The following is a 16,907-nucleotide window of genomic DNA, read 5'->3' on the forward strand; positions in this document are numbered from 1 at the left end:
CATTCCCTGGCTGCGAAGCTCTATTATTTCCTTCTCGTGTTCCTGAATGTGGCTGTATTTTCTGGGCATAGCAAAGACCTCCTGTAGTAGTTTTATTCTACCACAGGAGGCCTTCTTTTTTCATTGTCTACTTTTACTGGAGCGGTTCAAAGAGAGTCAGAGTCTTCTTTGATTTTTGTAAGACAGCATAACAGTGATTTTCTGAGCGGAGTTACATGATACCGACCAGGAAACAGCAGAAATCATCGGATAAAAGAAAAATCCATTTCCGAAAGGAAACGGATTTTTTGGCGGAGATAAGCAGGATCGAATTTCTGGAGGGAACAAAAGCCGTTTTGACTTATGTTTTGCAGCAGCCCTTTGACGGCCTGGTTTCTCAGTGCTCCTGGGCATAGCGGGCCAGAAATTGCCGGGTCCGCTCCTGTTTGGGCCGCTCGATGACCTCCCGGGCGGGGCCCTGTTCCACAATAACTCCCTGATCCATGAAGATGATCTGGTCGGCCACGTCCCGGGCAAAGGCCATCTCGTGTGTGACGATGATCATGGTGGTCTTCTGCTCGGCCAGGGAGCGGATGACCTTCAGGACCTCCCCGGTCAGCTCGGGGTCCAGGGCGCTGGTGGGCTCGTCAAAACAGAGGATATCCGGGTGGAGCGCCAGCGCCCGGGCGATGGCCACGCGCTGCTGTTGGCCGCCCGAAAGCTGGTGAGGATAGTGGTTGGCACGGTCGGCAAGGCCCATTCGTTGCAGCAATTCCCGGCCTTCGGCCTCGATTTCGGCGTTGATCTCCTTCTTACGGGCCTTGTACTCCGGCTGCTCCTGCGCCAAAAGCTGCTTTGCCAGCATTACATTCTGCAAGGCGGTGTACTGAGGGAACAAGTTGAAGGACTGGAACACCAGCCCGAAATGAAGCCGTTTGCGGCGGATTTCTGCCTCCCGCTGGGTTGAGGGGTCGGCCGCATCAAAGAGAGTTTCCCCGTTCACCAAAATCTGTCCCCGGTCAGGGGTCTCGAGGAAATTCAGACACCGCAGCAGGGTGGTTTTGCCGCTGCCCGACGAGCCGATGATGGCCAGCGCCTGGCCTTTTTCCAAATTAAAACTGATATCCTCCAGCACATGAGTGGCACCGAAGTGTTTTTCAATGTTCTTGACTTCCAGAACCGGCATAGCGCGCACCTCCTCAGCGGAAATAATCCAACTTCTTTTCGGCCCAACGGAACAGCAGCGTCAAAATGCCGTTGACCACCAGATAAAACACGGCTGTATAGAACAGAGGCCAAATCATTCCTTTTTTAATGTAGGATTCCCCCATCCAGATGATTTCATATACCGAGATGACCCGCACCAGGGCGGTATCCTTGACCAGGGTGATGAATTCATTGCCCATAGGGGGGACGATCCTCTTGATGACCTGGATCAGCGTGACCTTAAAGAAGATCTGGCTCCGGGTCATGCCCAGCACCTCACCGGCTTCATACTGACCTTTTGGGATGGACTGGATGCCGCCGCGGTAGATTTCGGAGAAGTAGCAGGCGTAGTTGATGATAAAGGAGAGCAGCGCCGCCCCAAACCGGGGCAGAAGGGGCAGGTCAAACAACAGGCCGGGACCATAGAAGATAATCAGAATCTGAATCATCAGGGGAGTGCCGCGGACCACCCACACCACCATGCTGACAAACCAGCGCAGCGGCGTCAGGCGGCTCATGGCGCCCAGGGCGATCACCAGACCCAAAGGCAGCGCAAGCAGCAGGGTCAGGGCAAAAAGTTGCAAGGTAGTGCCCAAGCCCTCCAGCAACGTCAGGGTGACGGACAGCAGCATAACGGATTCCCTCTCTTTGCAGATGCTTATACAACAGAGAAACATTTGCCCCAGCTCTGCGGATGCGGTTCCGAGGCAAATGTTTCAAAGGCAGATGTTTTCTTTACTTCTCGATGACAGACTCCTGGACGCCGTAGGTGGTGGCAGTCTCCATAACAGTGCCTTCGTCGTAAGCTTCCTTCCAGAAGGTGTTGAATGCATCGGTCAGGTCAGAGCCCTTCCGGAAAGCCACACCGTATTCCTCGCTGTTCAGCTGAACAGTGTAGGTCAGGTCGGGGTAGCTGGTGCCCTCGCCAATCATGGCGCCCGCCATCAGCAGATCGATGACGCAGGCATCCGAAGCTCCCGAGGCTACTTCCATCAGGGCGTCGGCCTGGGTGGTCTTGGCTACATAGGGAATGCCCAGCTCATCCAGCTGTTCAGCGCCGGCCGAGCCGTTTTCAACAGCAAAGGTCAGCCCCGACAGGCTCTCGGTGTCCGTGTAGTCGGCTGCCTTGTCGGCAGGTACTACCACTACCTGGCCGTTGTTGCAGTAGGGCTCAGACACCGAAGCGCCATTGGTTACCTCGTCGGTGATGGTCATACCGTTCCAGATTACATCCACCCCTTTGGTGTCCAGCTCCATCAGCTTATTGTCCCAGTTGATTTCCAAGAACTCTGCCTCTACACCCAGGTATTCTGCGAAAGCCTTGGCCATATCTGCATCAAAGCCGATCCACTCGCCATTTTCGTCCCGGTAATCCATCGGGGCAAAATCGGTCATGCCCACCACCAGGGTGCCTTTATCCTGGACATAGGACATATCGCTGTCTGCGGCAGCGCTGGCCGATGCCGACGCGCTGGCTGCCGACGAAGAAGCCACGGTGCTGGACGAACCACCGCAGGCCGCAAAGCTCAGAGTCATGGCCACGGTCAGGATCAAAGAAACTGCCTTTTTCAACTTTCTCATGATGAAATCCTCCTTATCTCCGGCCTCGCCCCCTCGGCGCGGGCCTTGCCTTCACTTTGTCACTCTAAAGTGATACAGTGATAACATAATGAGTTTTAACACACTGTTCTTGCATTGTAAAGACGAAAGTAGCAGTGTGGGATGATTTTTGGCTTTTTGACCAAAAGACTGGAAATGAACATGTGCGTTTTCTGTGATTTGCACCAGAAGGCGAAAATAAAAAACGGCCCGAGAAAAAAGTGAGACGGATTTCCGATCTTGTTTTTGCTGTAATCTGAGACGGAATCAGACTCAACGACCAGGGCGTGGAAGAAAGGCAAAGAAGTGTCAATGGCCAGTTCGCTTTGCCAATTGTGCAAAAGGGAGCGTGTATGAAAGATGAGGCCACAATGGCTGCCAGCGCGCTTGCAACCATCTGATGGTGCATTGCCTGGTAGATCGCCTGCTCAAAGGGGATGCCTTTTGCTGTAAAGCGGTCCTCAATGAGGCCGCCGCTGGTGACCGGGTGGCGCAGCATGGCGTCTACTTCGTTGAAGGTCAGTCAGTACTTCACACAGGAGCCAAAGGCTTCTTTGTAGTGGTGATAAAAGTCGATGCCGCGGCGCTTGGGGGAGTTGGCCTCGGACCCGGCATGCAGCGCCTGTTCGAGGTCTGCGCTGGAATACGCGAACTGCCGTGTGTAATCCGCTACGCTTACATCGCGGTAGGGTAGACGGCCCTCGATGATCATGCCCTTGCCGCCTTCCTGCCAGGTACCTTATTGCCGTTCATGACGCCGTAGTCGGCCATGGGGATTACGTCCACGGGGATGCCCTTGGGGTCACAGCTCTCCTTGGCAGCGGATAATGGTGGTATGGCGTGGCGCAGGCGTCCCACTGCGGCAGGATATTGATCTGCAGCACCCGGAAGCCCTGTTCCCGGCGGCGCTTGAGGTAGAAAACCCACTCCTCGGAGCCTATGTTGGTAAAGGCGCTCCAGCAGGTGTCCGCCAGATAAAAGAACGGCCTCCCGCCCTTTCTCTTCCAGCATCCGCAGCAGCTCGGTCTGGCTGCCCTCCGTCAAAATGCGAATGCTTTTTGCGGAGGAAAAGCCCATTTGACGGTATCTTTTGTAGTTCAGGATCTGGCTGATGTCCTGTAAATCGTAGAAGCGGTAGTTGCTTCCCTCCTTTTTGCCCGGGGAGAGCAGGCCCATCCGCTCGAGGGAACGGATGGTCTCGGGCGGGATATTCAGCATTTTGGAAACTTCCCCCATTTTATACTTTTTCATATTCTAATCCTGTTATGAAACAAAGGCGGGTTCTTCTGAATGGATATTCAGGGGTGAACCCGCAGCTTCTCGCTCTTGAATGAAATTTTTACAATAGTCAATGATCTGTGCGGACCGTTCTGTTGATAAGCGTGGACACAAAAAACCAGCGTAAAAAGGAATGTCAGGGGCCAACGGGATGGCAACTACCTGATCCGACTGAGGATACATGCGTTCTGGTATAATAGCCACTGCACGGTATGCCAGAACGTCCGGTGCATAAGAGAGAAAATCAGATGCCGGAATAAAATTCTCCAACTGTTCGCCGCCGGGCATCTCACAGAGCCGGTTCAAGTGGTCAATCCACGGGCGTCGGGATGGAAGTACGAAAGTTTCTCCTTTCATATCGGCCAGAGAAAGAGAAACTCGATTCGCCAGCGGGTGATCCGCCGATAGAACCAGATAATGGCGCTCCTGATACAGGGACACGAAACGGATCCCGTGCCTTTGCCAGAGAGAATGGTTTTCGCCAAAGATTAAATCGGCTTTTCCTGAGCTGATTGCTTCTACTACTTCTGAAGGCGAAAAACGGGTATAAGTGATATGGAGATTCGGGTTTTGGTTGTGCAGCTGTTTGGAAAGCCAGGCAAACATATCCGTTGGCGGGGGCCCGAGATACCCTATGCAGAGGCTTTCGTCCAAACAACGGGTGTTCAGCTGTTGGACCGCATTATCCCAAATTTGCAAAATATGATCTGCGGCTTTCAGAAGTTTTTCGCCTTCCGCGGTCAGGGTGATTCCCCGGTTGCTGCGATGGAACAGTTGGCATCCGACTTCGTTTTCCAGCGTTTTAATCTGTTGTGTAACAGCGGATTGAGAGATGTATAACCGCTCTGAGGCCAGAGAGAAACTATGCAGTTCTGCGGACAAAGAAAAGCACTTGAGCTGTCGAAAGTTCAAACAAATTCCTCCTGTTGTTTGGGTATAAGGATCGCTTATACCTAGTATTGCATTTTTGTTCTTCACTTTCAATACCAATTGTTTGATAATAGGTTATCGAATGAAGGTTTCCTTGAGGAGGACAAAGAAAATGAAAAAGACTGTATCCAGAAGACATTTTATCAAGCAGGCTGCACTTGGTGCGCTTGGGATTGCGGCTGCGGGTGCTGCATCCGGCTGCAGCTCAACTGCTGTGACGGCTGAGTCGGAACCTCTGGTTTCCGGATTGACCTTTACACCGGGCACTTATACTGCAAGCGCCACAGGAAAAAATGGCCCCGTCACCGTCACTATGACCTTTGACGAAACCCGGATTACCGATGTGGTGATTGATGCCTCGGGTGAAACCGCTGGGCTGGGAGATACGGCAGCAGAAAAGCTGGCCGAAATGATCCAGGCTGCACAGACCTGCAGCGTTGATACCGTATCGGGCGCTACCGTAACCAGCGATGCAATTAAGACGGCCGCCGCGGATTGTATGAGCCAGGCTTCCGGTACGACGGTTGTTGTTGCCGCCCCTGCAGAAGAAAAAGATGTAGACGAAGAAGCCGTTGAAATCGCCGCGGCTGTTGGTATTTCTGCAAAAGAACTCGCAGCCTCTGAGGCGGAAGCCTGCGAAATTACTTCGTTTGCTGCGGAGTACACCGCAGATGTCGTGGTTGTGGGTGCTGGTACCACCGGTATTCCTGCTGCGCTGGCTGCGATTGAAGCAGGTGCTTCGGTCATTGTGCTGCAAAAACAGGATATGGTCAACGCACAGGGAATGCTTGCTGCGCGCGTTGTGAAAACAGAGAGCGATCCTGTCGGCATCGCAGAGTATGTGCATGAACTGCACGCTACTTACGATCATCGCGGCGATTTGAAACAGCACTGGCTCTATGCCAATCGTTCGCAGGAAGCTCTGGAGTGGTTCGAGGAAAAACTTGCAGAGGCTGGGTTTACCAACTATACCGAGAGCGACAGCAAAACACATGTCTATGAGGACGGAAACTGCCATGTAAAAGGCATTCTCTTTTCGGGGTCCATGCAGGAACCTATGAGTGCACTGGTCCCTTTGATGGAAGAAAAAGGCGTGGAGTTTTTCTTTGGGACTCCGGCTGTTCAGCTGATCAAAAAGGACAATGCAGTCGTAGGTGTGGTTGGTAAGAACGATGATGGCTACATCCGTTTTACTGCAAACAAAGGCGTAATTTTGGCCACGGGCGATTACCAGAACAACGATGCCATGGTAGACCGCTACACCCCCGATGCAAGCCCGTTCCCTCGCAAACAGGCCAATAAAACGGGAGATGGACATTTGATTGGCATGCTCGCGGGCGCTCAGATGGAAAAAGGCACCCATTGCAAGATGGTGCATGGCGGCGGTGCAAGTGTATTGCGCGAAGAGCCCCTGCTGGCTTTGAATTTGAACGGCGAGCGCTTTATGTATGAAGACATTGAATATGGCGACCGCGCTACCGTTCTGCGCGATCAACCCGGCAACCAGATGGTTTCTATTTTTGACGCCAACTATTCCGAATATGTCTACGGATGGGGCAGCGATCCCACCGTGCCGACGGTGGCAAATGCTTCTCCTGAGAAGCTGGCCGCTCTGGTAGAACAGGGCGTAACACTCAAAGCCGACACGCTGGAAGAACTCTTTGAATTGGCTGGGCTGCCGGTTGATACGGCAATGGCTTCTGTGAAACGGTATAATGAGCTCTGTGCACAGGGTCAGGATCTGGATTTCGGTAAAGCTTCAAAATATATGAAGCCGGTGGATACCGCTCCTTTCTATGCGCAGCCCCGTAAATTTGAAGTATCGGCGCTTCCTGCGGGTCTGATCGTCAACGAGAATGGGCAGTGCCTTGATAAAGAAAATGCCCCGATCCCTGGTCTGTTTGCGGCGGGTAACTGTTCGGGCTGCTTCTATGGGGACAACGACTATTCGCTGTCCACCATGGGCTTGTCCATTGGCCGCTGCATTACCTTTGGATATTTGGCTGGTTCCTACGTTGCGCAACTGTAACCTGTTTTAAATTATAGTCTTAAAGAGCGGTTTCCCCGATTAAAAGGGGGAACCGCTCTTTTGATTTGAAAGAGTTTCAATTATAAAAAGGGTGCGTCCCGAAAGACGCACCCCATAAAAGGAACTTTAGCAATACCGTTGATCAAAATGTAGAGGGGGAGCTGCTTGTTCAGGTAGAGCAGCATACCGGGGATTCCCGTCACCGACAGGCCGGTACCTTTCAGGCCCACCAGGGCCGAGAGCCATCCGCCGACACCGCCGCCGACGCAGCCCCAGACAAAGGGACTGACCAGGCGGAGGTTGACACCAAAGATTGCAGGTTCCGTGATTCCCAAAAGGCCCGAAACCGCAGAAGGGTAGGCCAGGGACTTCATCTTGACAGACTTGGATTTGACCGCCACGGCCATGGCCGCGCCTGCCTGGGCCACGATTCCGCAGGAGCCCACCGGGTTGACCGGGTTCCAGCCGGTTTTGGAGAGCATCTCAATTTCCACAAGGTTGAGGGCGTGGTGGACGCCGGTAATGACGATCACCTGGCACAAAGCACCCCAGATCAGGCCGCCTACCCCAAAGGGGAGCTGGAACAGGAAGTTCACAATATCGACCAATACCATCTCCACCGAGTGGAAGACCGGCCCAATTGCAAACAGGCCCAGGCTCAGAGAGAGCAAAACCGTTACAAAAGGAGTGACGATCAGATCCAGTGCATTGGGGACATGGTCGTGCAGCCACTGCTCGATCTTGGAGCCGAGGAAACCCACAATAAAGGCTGGAAGAACCGAGCTCTGGTAACCGTTCACTTTGATAAAGCCGAAGAACAGCAGCGGCTCAGCGGTTCCCTCTGCCACAGCCCAGGAGGTGGGGAGGATATTGTGGACCAGCATCAAACCCACGACGATGCCAATGACCGGCGAACCGCCAAATTTTTTAAAGGCAGACCAGCAGACCAGAACCGGCAAAAAGCTGAATGCGGTATCGGTCAGAATCTGGGTAAAAGAGATGAAATTCTCGGGGATCGACTCGGTGGTGAGGCCCAGCATCGCCAAAAGATCCGGCTGGGTCAGGACCCCACGCAGGCCCATGAACAGGCCGGTGGCCACCATAACCGGGATGATGGGGACAAATACGTCGGCGAATACCCGGACCAGACGCTGGGCGGTGTTCCCGTTTTGAGCTGCCGCCGCGGCCTGTTCGTTTTTGGATGCACCCGAGATCCCCAGCTTAATTACTTCGTCGAACACCTTGTTGACCACGCCGGTGCCCAGGATGATCTGGTACTGCCCCGCCGTAAAAAAGCAGCCCTTGACCAGCGGCAGGCTCTCGACTTTTTTGTCGTCGATGATCTCCCGGTTTTTGACGATCAGGCGAAGTCTGGTTGCGCAGTGCGCCGCCGAGAGAACATTCTCCGCTCCGCCGACGACCTCAATAATCTGGCGGGCCACCGATTGATAATCCACTGGCTGTGCCATTATGATACCTCCAATATCCAAGTTGACACCCTGATTTTTTTCTCTGATCCAATTTTGACCCCGGTATCCCTGCCGAAATACGCCTTAAAGGTGAGCACCTTTTCGCCCTGGTTTACAAAGAGCTCCGCCGTGGACTGATCCAGGTAGACCTGAAGGGTATCCAGCCGGGCCAGGTTTATACTTTTTTCATCGTATCCCTCCGCATCCCATTTTTTCGCATAACCTGCATCGCCCGGGTTTCCGGCCGATAATGCAGTTTCAGCACTGAACCAAAATCAAAAGAGACTTCCTGCCCACCCAGCCCTTCTGCCAACAGCTCCAGACTTGCTGTACCGCGGTTGAGCGTCATCGTTCCGGCAGATTCCGTCTGCTGTTCTTCCCGCCGGAGTTGCTTCAGCTCTTCTGCGGGCCGCTGGCAGAGCGCGCCGCCCCGAACAAACAATTCCCGCGGGATGGTCAGGCTGTGGAGCCAGCCCTCCCGGGCGGCGGGCTGGCTGAGCTGATACGCAGCATCCCCCGAACCCAGCCAAAGAGCAGGCGGCGGCCAGCCTCGTCCGTAAAACTCTGCGGGGCATAAAAATCCATCCCCTCGTCCAGCGGGACGCCGGGCCCTGCCGTACAAAACCGCCCCCGGGGATAGTCCATCCGGCCGGCCAGCGCCAAGGGGCAGGGGCCCTGCTCCGACTGGCGGCTGACCATCAGAAACTCTTTTCCGTCCACCTCCAACAGATCGGGGCACTCGCACATATACCCCAGATCCAGATCGGGGGCCAGGGCATTGCCCATCCAGCACCAGTGCAGCAGATCCTCTGAGCGGAAAAGGGCTGCGTTGCCCGTCAGCTCCTGGGTCTGTGCGCCGACCAGCATCCACCAGTGGCCTTCCTTCCGCCAGACCTTTGGGTCACGGAAATGGGGGGTATAGGCTCTGGGCCGCCGTACCACCGGCCCCAGCTTGATGAACTGCCGCCCATCTTGGGAAACCGCTGCGCATTGGAAAGACTCTCGTCCGCCTTGTTCATCCCGAACGTTCCCGGTATAAAACAAATAGTATCGGTCCCTGTCCACCACACCGGAGCCGGAGTAGCAGCCATCTTTTTCATACCACTGGGTGGGTTCCAGGCTGCTGCCCACGTCATTCCAGTGGATTAGGTCCTTGGAAACGCAGTGCCGCCACCGTTTGGGACCCCGGGGTGTCACCTCGGGCAGCCATTGGTAAAAAGCGTGGAACTCGCCCCGGAATTTTGCCAGACCGTTGGGATCGTTGAGGAACCCGTGTTCCGGCGAAATATGATACACTGGTTTCATACCGATTGCTCCTTTCTCTGAGGACGACTTCATTTTACAACAAAATGCCGTGAAACAAAATTCATATTTTTGCCTTGCCCCTGTGCAGAAAGAGGGATGCTTTCTGCCCCGCAGAGGGTTGCCGAACCGCGTCAGACACCGTATACTCAAGGGCAGATACTACACAGGAAGGAAAGGACCTACCTATGGAAAAACAGAGTATTCCCAAACAATTTATTTATGGCGGAGATTATAACCCCGAGCAATGGCTGGACCGCCCGGATATTCTGGCCCGTGATCTCGAAATGTTGCAGAAAGCCCGGATCAATGCGGTGACCCTGGGGGTGTTCTCCTGGTCTATTCTGGAGCCGGAAGAGGGCGTCTTTCACCTGGAATGGTTGAAAGAGATGATGAATACCCTCTACGCCCGCGGAATCCGGGTGATCCTCGCGACGCCGTCTGGTGCACGGCCTCGCTGGCTGGCCGAAAAATATCCCGAGGTTCTCCGGGTCCGGGAGGATCGGGTTCGCTGCCTGTATGGGGAACGGCATAACCATTGTTATACCTCCCCGGTCTACCGCCAGAAGGTCCGGATGATCAATCAGAAGCTGGCCGAGACGTTCAAAGATCACCCGGGGGTGATCCTCTGGCATATTTCCAATGAATATGGCGGCGAGTGCCACTGCCCTCTCTGCCAGGCCGCGTTCCGCCGGTGGCTGAAAGAACGCTACCAAACCATTGATGCCCTGAATCACGCCTGGTGGACCACCTTCTGGAGCCACACCTATACCTCCTTTGAGCAGGTGGAGAGCCCTTCGACCCTGGGGGACAGCGGTTTGCACGGCCTGTCCCTGGACTGGAAGCGGTTTGTGACGGCCCAGACCACCGATTTTATGCGGGAAGAGATCCGGGCCCTCCGCGAGGCGGGGGCCACCCAGCCGGTGAACACCAATTTTATGGAGGATTACACCGGCCTGAATTACTATGAACTCGCCAAGGAAATTGATATAGTCTCCTGGGACAGCTACCCGCTCTGGCGGTACCAGTCGGACAGCCGAACCGCCCTCCAGACCGGGATGCAGCACGATTTGATGCGCACCATGAAGCACGCACCGTTTTTGCTGATGGAGTCCAGCCCCTCCGGCCTGAACTGGCAGCCGGTCAGCAAGCTGAAAAAGCCAGGTCTTTTGTTGAATGCTTCTCTCCATGCCATTGCTCACGGGGCGGACAGCGTCCAGTTTTTCCAGATCCGGCAGGGCCGGGGCGGATTTGAAAAATTCCATGGCGCTGTAATCGATCACTATGGCGGAGAGGACACCCGGGTTTTCCGGGAGGTTACCCAGACCGGCCAGGCGCTCGAGTCTCTGGCCTGCATTGCCGGCAGCCAGGTGGACGCTCCGGCGGCAGTGCTCTGGGATACAGAAAGCCGCTGGGCCATGGAACAGGCCCGCGGCCCCCGGAACGAGGGCTTGTTCTACCGCGAAGCAGTCTTTAAATCCTATCAGGCACTGCGAAAATGCGGGCTGAATGTGGATCTGCTCCAGGTCGAACAGCCCTTGGAGGGGTACCGGATGCTGGTGGTCCCTATGCTCTATATGTTCCGGTCCGGCATCGAGGACCGCCTGCGGGAATTTGTCCAGGGCGGCGGTACCCTCATCATGACATATTGGAGCGGAATCGTCAACGAAACCGACCTCTGTTATCTTGGCGGCACGCCGCATGGCCTGACCGATCTTCTGGGCCTGCGCAGTGAGGAAATCGACGCTCTGTGCACCGGCGAAGTGCATCATTTCGCAGCGGAATCCGGCGCTCCCCAATACCGCTGCGAAAACCTGTGTGATTTGGTGCGGCTCCAGGGGGCTCAGACGCTCATGCGCTATACCGATGATTTTTACCGGGGGTATCCGGCTGTTACGGTCCACCCCTACGGGAAAGGCCGTGCCTACTACATCTGCACCGATGCAGAGGAAGGATTTTACAACGACTTTTACAAAGAGGTCACAGCCTGTTTAAATCTTGCACCCATTTTGCCCTCTATGCCGGAGGGGCTGGAAGTATCCAGCCGGCAGGATGAGGAAAACGAATATATTTTTGTCCAAAACTTTACGGACGATCCCATTTCGCTGCCCGTCCCCCCAAACGCGGCGGTGTTGTTCGGCGACTTTGAGGCCGGCCAGGTGCAGGGCTGCTCAACGGTTGTGTTTCGGCGGAGGCGTGTATGAAACAAAAGCTGATCTTTTTGGACGTGGACGGCACCCTTGTCGAGCCAGGAACCAATCAACCGCCAGCCTCAGCGTTAGAGGCTATCCGCCTTGCACGGGCCAATGGACATCGGCTGGTGCTCTGTTCGGGGCGAAACCGTGGGATGCTGTCGCCCCTGCTTGGGTTTGGGTTTGACGGTTTTATCGGGAGCGCCGGCGGTTATATCGTTTATGGGAACCAAGTAATCTACGATTGCCCCATGCCTCCCAGGCAGCAGGCCAGGGTTCTCTCTGTTTTGGATGAAAATGGGGTCTATTATACCCTGGAAACTCTCGACCACAGCTATACGGCCTCTTTGTTCCGGGACTTTTTGCGGGATGCTGTTTCTCGGAGGGCCAACAGCGAGCTGCTCCGCTGGCAAAAACAGCTGGAAAACGATCATGACACCCGCCCCATAACAGAATACCGTGCAGAACCGGTCTACAAAATGGTCTTTGCCAGCCGGGGGATGGAACGGCTGCGTGTCCCCATGCAGATCCTTCAGGACGACTTCTATTTCTGCATTCAGGATCTGGATGCTCGGCAGATTGTCAACGGCGATCTGATCAATCGTACATTTAACAAAGGAACAGCCGTTCACCGCCTTTGTGCGTATCTAGGTGTTGATCCGGCGGACACTATCGCCTTTGGAGACAGTATGAACGATCGGGAAATGCTCGAGGCTGCCACGTTTGGGATTTGTATGGGCAATGGCAATCCCACACTTCAGCAGTTGGCCCAGATGGTTTGTCCGCCTCTGGCAGAAGATGGGCTCCACAGAGCCTTTGAAGCTCTCGGCCTGATATGAGTCCAAAGAACGAGAGCTTGGTACAGTGGGGACGCTGTCACTCTTGATTTATGCCGGGAATCAGGGTGTTCTTTTTGGGCTTGACAGGAGGAAGAAACTTTTCTTTTTAAAAGCTTATGATCTAAATAATCTTGCCCCGCAACCAGGGGCTGCTGCTGGAAACAGGCCAGAGAAAACAGGGACTGGAAATGGCGCAGAGTCCGTGCTATCATTAATGCGGCAAATAAGAAGAAACAGATTTTTTGTCGATTCTTGGATGCAGGAAGTTTGCTGTGCAGTAAGACAAAGCTGTACATAATTGAAACGGATGTAGATGGAAAAGGAGACATATATGCCTTGTACAACGATTCTGGTAGGCAAGAAAGCTAGCCATGACGGTTCCACCATCATTGCCCGCAATGATGACGGCGGATTTGAAGCTAAGCGCCTTTTGGCGCACCCGGCCCGGGAGAAGGCTGCTACATATAAAACCGTCATTTCTCACCTGACGGTCTTGCTCCCGGAGAAGGCCATGCGCTATACTGACTGCCCTAACGTGACAAGGACGAATGGGGTGTGGCCCGCCTGCGGCATCAATGAGGCCAATGTGGCTATGACCGCCACCGAGACGATCACCAGCAATGCCAGGGTTATTGGTGCAGACCCCTATGTCCGGTATCAAGAAAAGAAGGGGCGCAATATCAAAGCGGTTCCCGGCGGAATTGGGGAAGAGGACTTGGTGACCCTGGTGCTTCCCTACATTCATTCTGCCCGGGAAGGTGTGCTGCGTACCGGTGCACTGCTGGAGCAGTACGGTACCTATGAGCCCAATGGCATGGCCTTTGCGGATGCCGATGAAATCTGGTGGCTGGAAACCATCGGCGGCCACCACTGGATTGCCCGGCGTGTGCCGGATGACCGGGTGGTTGTAATGCCCAACCAGTTTGGTCTGGATCACTTTGACTTTTCGGACGCATATGGAGAGCAGAAGGAAAATCTTTGCTCCAAGGACCTGCAGGCGTTTGTGGAGAAGTACAGCCTGGCGCTGGATACAGGGGCGTCTTTCAATCCGAGACTGGCCTTCGGTTCCCATTCGGATGCGGACCATATTTACAATACGCCCCGCGCCTGGTTCATGGCCCGGTATTTCCTGCCCCGGACCTGCAAGTGGGAAGGAGAGAACGCCGACTTCACCCCGGAAAGCAACGATATTCCCTGGTCCTTTGTGCCTGAGCGCAAGGTGACGGTGGAGGATGTGCGGTATTTGCTGGGCTCCTATTATCAGGGGACGCCCTACAATCCCTACGATAAGACCGCCGCCTGCAAGGGCAAGTATCGCACAATCGGCGTGCCCAACAGCGACGTGTGTGGGATCATGCAGATCCGCGGCGGTCTGCCGGCGGCCATCCAGGGAGTGGAGTGGCTGTCGATGGGCGGCAGCGGCTTTACGGCCTGCTTCCCGGTATACGCGAATGTGACGGAATTTCCCAAGTATCTCAGCGGTACCACCGAAACAGTTTCCACAAACAGTATGTACTGGCACAGCCGGCTCATTGCGGCGCTGACCGATGCCCACTTCGGGGATGCCCTGCTGCTGGATGAGCGGTATGTGAATGCCGTGATGAACCGCGGGCAGCAGTTCCTGTACGAGTACGATGAGAAGATCCGGCAGGGGGCGCCTGTTGAAATCCTGGAGGAAGCGAACCACAGGATTGCCGATATGGTCAGGGAAGAGTCGGACAAGGCCCTTGGGCAGATTCTCAAAAATGCCTCGGAGCATATGAAGATCCGGTATCACAGAGGAGACAACTGAGCAGACCATCGGGGTGCTGCTTTTTGGTATCTGCGCCTCGTGTTTAATCCGTTCTCGGAGAAGCCTGGAAACGACAAAAGACCTGCGGTGTCTGACACACACCGCAGGTCTTTTGTGAAATTCAATAAACAACCACAAGCTATGCTTATGGACGAGTATAGTACGAGCATTGATACGGTAAAAAAAGAACCTCCTTTTGCTAAAATAGAAGCGGGTGACGCCAACCGCACTACAAGCAAAAGGAGGTTCACCCATATGAACGAGAAACGTTTATTACACGTTTACGGGAAATGCAAAAGTCTTTCAAGGGTTTAATAAGGAAATTGTGAATAAGTTAACTTACAGAAAATATAGGGTCAGGGATAGGACAGAGATAAAAGCTTGAACATAAAAAATAGGTAAAGCTCCAAGAACGATTGAGGTGACAAAAGAAAATAATAAGAAGTGCCTGAAATAAGGAGGAAAATCAAAAAGTGACGCTAAGTGCGGTTGGCATCACGCATTACGCGCCTTTAGGCGCTACTGGTATTGTGGCCCCTATAGGGCCGTTCTGCAAACCCCACGTTTAACGTGGGGTTTTAGTTTTATTTCGTACAAGTTCGGCCCTGGACCATACATAAAATCGGTGTCGAGGGGCGGAGAAAGCGTTTGCAAAACGTGCAGCCGCAGAAGGAACTTCTGTGATCAACAGGGGATTGGGGAGTGCCCCAACAAGCCGCTTCTGGCAAAGTGGGTAGCCAGAAGTATTGCTTGCCAATTCTAAGTCAACGTTATTATGTATCACCAGAATCATCTTTGTTATAGCGAATTGTAGGCCGTTGTTTGGGCTTTCCGTTTATATAACGGCGTTCCAGGCAGAACATCATCTCATTTGTTCGCTCAAAAAATCCAATATCACGTTTCCAGCTCATGCCGCATTTGCAATGCTGAAGCCCAATAAATTGCTGTTTCATCTTCCGGCCACAACGAGGGCATACCTTGTTTGATTTACCCATTTAACTTGTGGATGATGTCATCCATGCTCATACCTGCATCGAGAAGATTCTGAATAGCAGAGTTCAGTTTAGACTTCTGAGCTTTCAGAATAGCTTGTGCATCTGCCTCGGCCTTTTGTGTTTCCAGTTTGGCAATAGATTTTTCAACGGACTTAAGGGAAGTACGGTTCGCCTTGAGCTGTGCTTTCAACCGGTCGATCTCAGCGAGGGCTTCGGTTATTTTTTGCTCTAACTGTGCCTTTTCAGCCAGTTTAGCTTCCATAGCAGCTGCAAAATTCATCTTATTCGTTTTGGATTTGTTTTGGCTCCCTTTGGGCCTTGGCATAACAGCGTCCTCTTTCAACCAGTTGGCAATTCTTGTGCAAAGTATAGCATGAAAGCGTTTGCAGTGCAACAGATGTGGTGATTGGCCGAAAATTCAAACTCTACATTTTACAGTCCGACAACATAAAAAATCACATAAAAATCAACTCAATTAGAGTTTAACCAACACAAATTGATTGTGTATAAGATGCCATTCGACAGCTATTCTATTAGTGTTGGATCAACACATATGGAATGAGAGGTCAGCATGGAATCGCTTTTCGGTCAACGCTTAAGACAGCAGCGCAAGGCTAACGGGTGGACACTGGAACAGTTCGCAGAAAGAGCAGGGCTATCCACAAACTATGTGGGTGATCTTGAAAGAGGTAAAAAGTCTCCTAGCTTGGAAACTTTCATTCGACTCGTGGAAGTTTTGGGCATATCGGCAGACGCATTGATTCGTGATACTGTTGCCCCGGCATCCCATGTGGCAGATGATGAGCTGAACCAAAAACTCAGCATACTCACGCCAAAGCAGAAAAAAGCAGCAGTTGATATTCTGAATGCTTATATTGAAAATCTTCCCTATATTATCAGCGAATGAATTTAGGTGACAGCATCTTGGCCGGCTGTCACCCTTTTATTTTACGCCAAACTTGTATATAATCAACTCTATGAGCGTTTAATAAACTCTGATAGATTGCGATACCGGAGGAGTAAAATGAAATTCGATGAATGTAATCATGTATCGCCTGACTTGTACGATGATTTGGATTGTGCGAAGAAGGGACGTCTTAATTCTTATTTACAGGGAATGATGCAGCGGGAGTGCTCATGTTTGGAGTTATTCGGGTCGGGCGAAACTAACCTTCAAGTGTCGGGGGTTCGCAACCAAATTTAGTCGGAAAAGATAAAGCCACTACCGATGCTCTTTTAAATCCTGTACACTGGAAAGTGCCAACAACCCAGCGGAAAGGAATAGCGATGAAAGAGC

At 53.2% G+C, this 16,907-nt stretch carries 17 protein-coding genes and 1 pseudogene; 5 read left to right on the plus strand and 13 right to left on the minus strand.

Annotated features, from left to right (window positions below; translation table 11 throughout):
- Positions 1 to 376: 376 nt before the first annotated feature.
- The 7 genes and pseudogenes from JCM17207_RS07495 to JCM17207_RS07530 form a co-directional block, all read right to left on the minus strand.
- Positions 377 to 1,165, minus strand: a complete 789-nt coding sequence (locus JCM17207_RS07495; RefSeq protein ID WP_238316991.1) for an amino acid ABC transporter ATP-binding protein — start codon at positions 1,163 to 1,165, stop codon at positions 377 to 379.
- A 13-nt stretch (positions 1,166 to 1,178) separates the two neighbouring features.
- Positions 1,179 to 1,817, minus strand: coding sequence for an amino acid ABC transporter permease (locus JCM17207_RS07500; RefSeq protein ID WP_238316992.1), 639 nt, complete (start codon positions 1,815 to 1,817; stop codon positions 1,179 to 1,181).
- A gap of 103 nt (positions 1,818 to 1,920) precedes the next feature.
- Positions 1,921 to 2,766 carry a transporter substrate-binding domain-containing protein gene (locus tag JCM17207_RS07505; RefSeq protein WP_238316993.1) on the minus strand — a complete coding sequence of 282 codons (846 nt, stop codon included), beginning with the start codon at positions 2,764 to 2,766 and terminating at the stop codon, positions 1,921 to 1,923.
- Between the two features lie 64 nt (positions 2,767 to 2,830).
- Positions 2,831 to 3,283: a hypothetical protein gene (locus tag JCM17207_RS07510; RefSeq protein WP_238316994.1), complete on the minus strand. Its 453-nt coding sequence runs from the start codon at positions 3,281 to 3,283 to the stop codon at positions 2,831 to 2,833.
- 24 nt (positions 3,284 to 3,307) lie between these two features.
- Positions 3,308 to 3,496: a hypothetical protein gene (locus JCM17207_RS07515; RefSeq protein ID WP_238316995.1), complete on the minus strand. Its 189-nt coding sequence runs from the start codon at positions 3,494 to 3,496 to the stop codon at positions 3,308 to 3,310.
- Between the two features lie 338 nt (positions 3,497 to 3,834).
- Positions 3,835 to 4,035: pseudogene (locus JCM17207_RS13725) on the minus strand (helix-turn-helix domain-containing protein); the annotation flags it as partial.
- Between the two features lie 12 nt (positions 4,036 to 4,047).
- A complete protein-coding gene (locus JCM17207_RS07530) occupies positions 4,048 to 4,974 on the minus strand; it encodes a LysR family transcriptional regulator (protein ID WP_238316996.1) in 927 nt (308 codons plus the stop codon).
- 130 nt (positions 4,975 to 5,104) lie between these two features.
- Here JCM17207_RS07530 and JCM17207_RS07535 point away from each other — a divergent pair, with 130 nt between their 5' ends.
- Positions 5,105 to 7,021, plus strand: a complete 1,917-nt coding sequence (locus JCM17207_RS07535; protein WP_238316997.1) for an FAD-dependent oxidoreductase — start codon at positions 5,105 to 5,107, stop codon at positions 7,019 to 7,021.
- Between the two features lie 80 nt (positions 7,022 to 7,101).
- Here JCM17207_RS07535 and JCM17207_RS07540 read toward each other — a convergent pair whose 3' ends face one another.
- The 4 genes from JCM17207_RS07540 to JCM17207_RS07555 form a co-directional block, all read right to left on the minus strand.
- A complete protein-coding gene (locus tag JCM17207_RS07540) occupies positions 7,102 to 8,490 on the minus strand; it encodes a sucrose-specific PTS transporter subunit IIBC (RefSeq protein ID WP_238316998.1) in 1,389 nt (462 codons plus the stop codon).
- A complete protein-coding gene (locus JCM17207_RS07545) occupies positions 8,490 to 8,669 on the minus strand; it encodes a GH32 C-terminal domain-containing protein (protein ID WP_309295407.1) in 180 nt (59 codons plus the stop codon). The genes JCM17207_RS07540 and JCM17207_RS07545 overlap by 1 nt, the downstream gene beginning before the upstream one ends.
- The gene (locus tag JCM17207_RS07550) at positions 8,666 to 8,839 is read right to left on the minus strand and encodes a hypothetical protein (RefSeq protein ID WP_238316999.1); all 174 of its coding nucleotides are present in this window, start codon (positions 8,837 to 8,839) and stop codon (positions 8,666 to 8,668) included. Before JCM17207_RS07550 ends, JCM17207_RS07545 begins: the two co-directional genes overlap by 4 nt.
- Before the next feature lie 107 nt (positions 8,840 to 8,946).
- Entirely contained in the window at positions 8,947 to 9,795 is an 849-nt protein-coding gene (locus JCM17207_RS07555) for a glycoside hydrolase family 32 protein (protein WP_238317000.1), read from the minus strand.
- A 185-nt stretch (positions 9,796 to 9,980) separates the two neighbouring features.
- On the opposite strand from JCM17207_RS07555, the gene JCM17207_RS07560 reads away from it, so the two are divergent.
- The 3 genes from JCM17207_RS07560 (at position 9,981) to JCM17207_RS07570 (ending at position 14,615) form a co-directional block, all read left to right on the plus strand.
- Positions 9,981 to 11,996, plus strand: coding sequence for a beta-galactosidase (locus JCM17207_RS07560; RefSeq protein ID WP_238317001.1), 2,016 nt, complete (start codon positions 9,981 to 9,983; stop codon positions 11,994 to 11,996).
- Positions 11,993 to 12,823: an HAD family hydrolase gene (locus JCM17207_RS07565; protein ID WP_238317002.1), complete on the plus strand. Its 831-nt coding sequence runs from the start codon at positions 11,993 to 11,995 to the stop codon at positions 12,821 to 12,823. Before JCM17207_RS07560 ends, JCM17207_RS07565 begins: the two co-directional genes overlap by 4 nt.
- A gap of 331 nt (positions 12,824 to 13,154) precedes the next feature.
- Positions 13,155 to 14,615, plus strand: coding sequence for a C69 family dipeptidase (locus tag JCM17207_RS07570; RefSeq protein WP_238317003.1), 1,461 nt, complete (start codon positions 13,155 to 13,157; stop codon positions 14,613 to 14,615).
- 773 nt (positions 14,616 to 15,388) lie between these two features.
- Here JCM17207_RS07570 and JCM17207_RS07575 read toward each other — a convergent pair.
- Together JCM17207_RS07575 and JCM17207_RS07580 are read right to left on the minus strand one after the other, a co-directional pair.
- Positions 15,389 to 15,568, minus strand: a complete 180-nt coding sequence (locus tag JCM17207_RS07575) for a hypothetical protein (RefSeq protein ID WP_238317004.1) — start codon at positions 15,566 to 15,568, stop codon at positions 15,389 to 15,391.
- Positions 15,569 to 15,602: 34 nt separating this feature from the next.
- Positions 15,603 to 15,872: a hypothetical protein gene (locus JCM17207_RS07580; protein ID WP_238317005.1), complete on the minus strand. Its 270-nt coding sequence runs from the start codon at positions 15,870 to 15,872 to the stop codon at positions 15,603 to 15,605.
- A 309-nt stretch (positions 15,873 to 16,181) separates the two neighbouring features.
- On the opposite strand from JCM17207_RS07580, the gene JCM17207_RS07585 reads away from it, so the two are divergent.
- Entirely contained in the window at positions 16,182 to 16,517 is a 336-nt protein-coding gene (locus tag JCM17207_RS07585; protein ID WP_238317006.1) for a helix-turn-helix domain-containing protein, read from the plus strand.
- Positions 16,518 to 16,907: the final 390 nt, after the last annotated feature.

This window comes from Faecalibacterium gallinarum, from assembly GCF_022180365.1.
GTDB classification, from domain to species: Bacteria; Bacillota; Clostridia; order Oscillospirales; family Ruminococcaceae; genus Faecalibacterium; species Faecalibacterium gallinarum.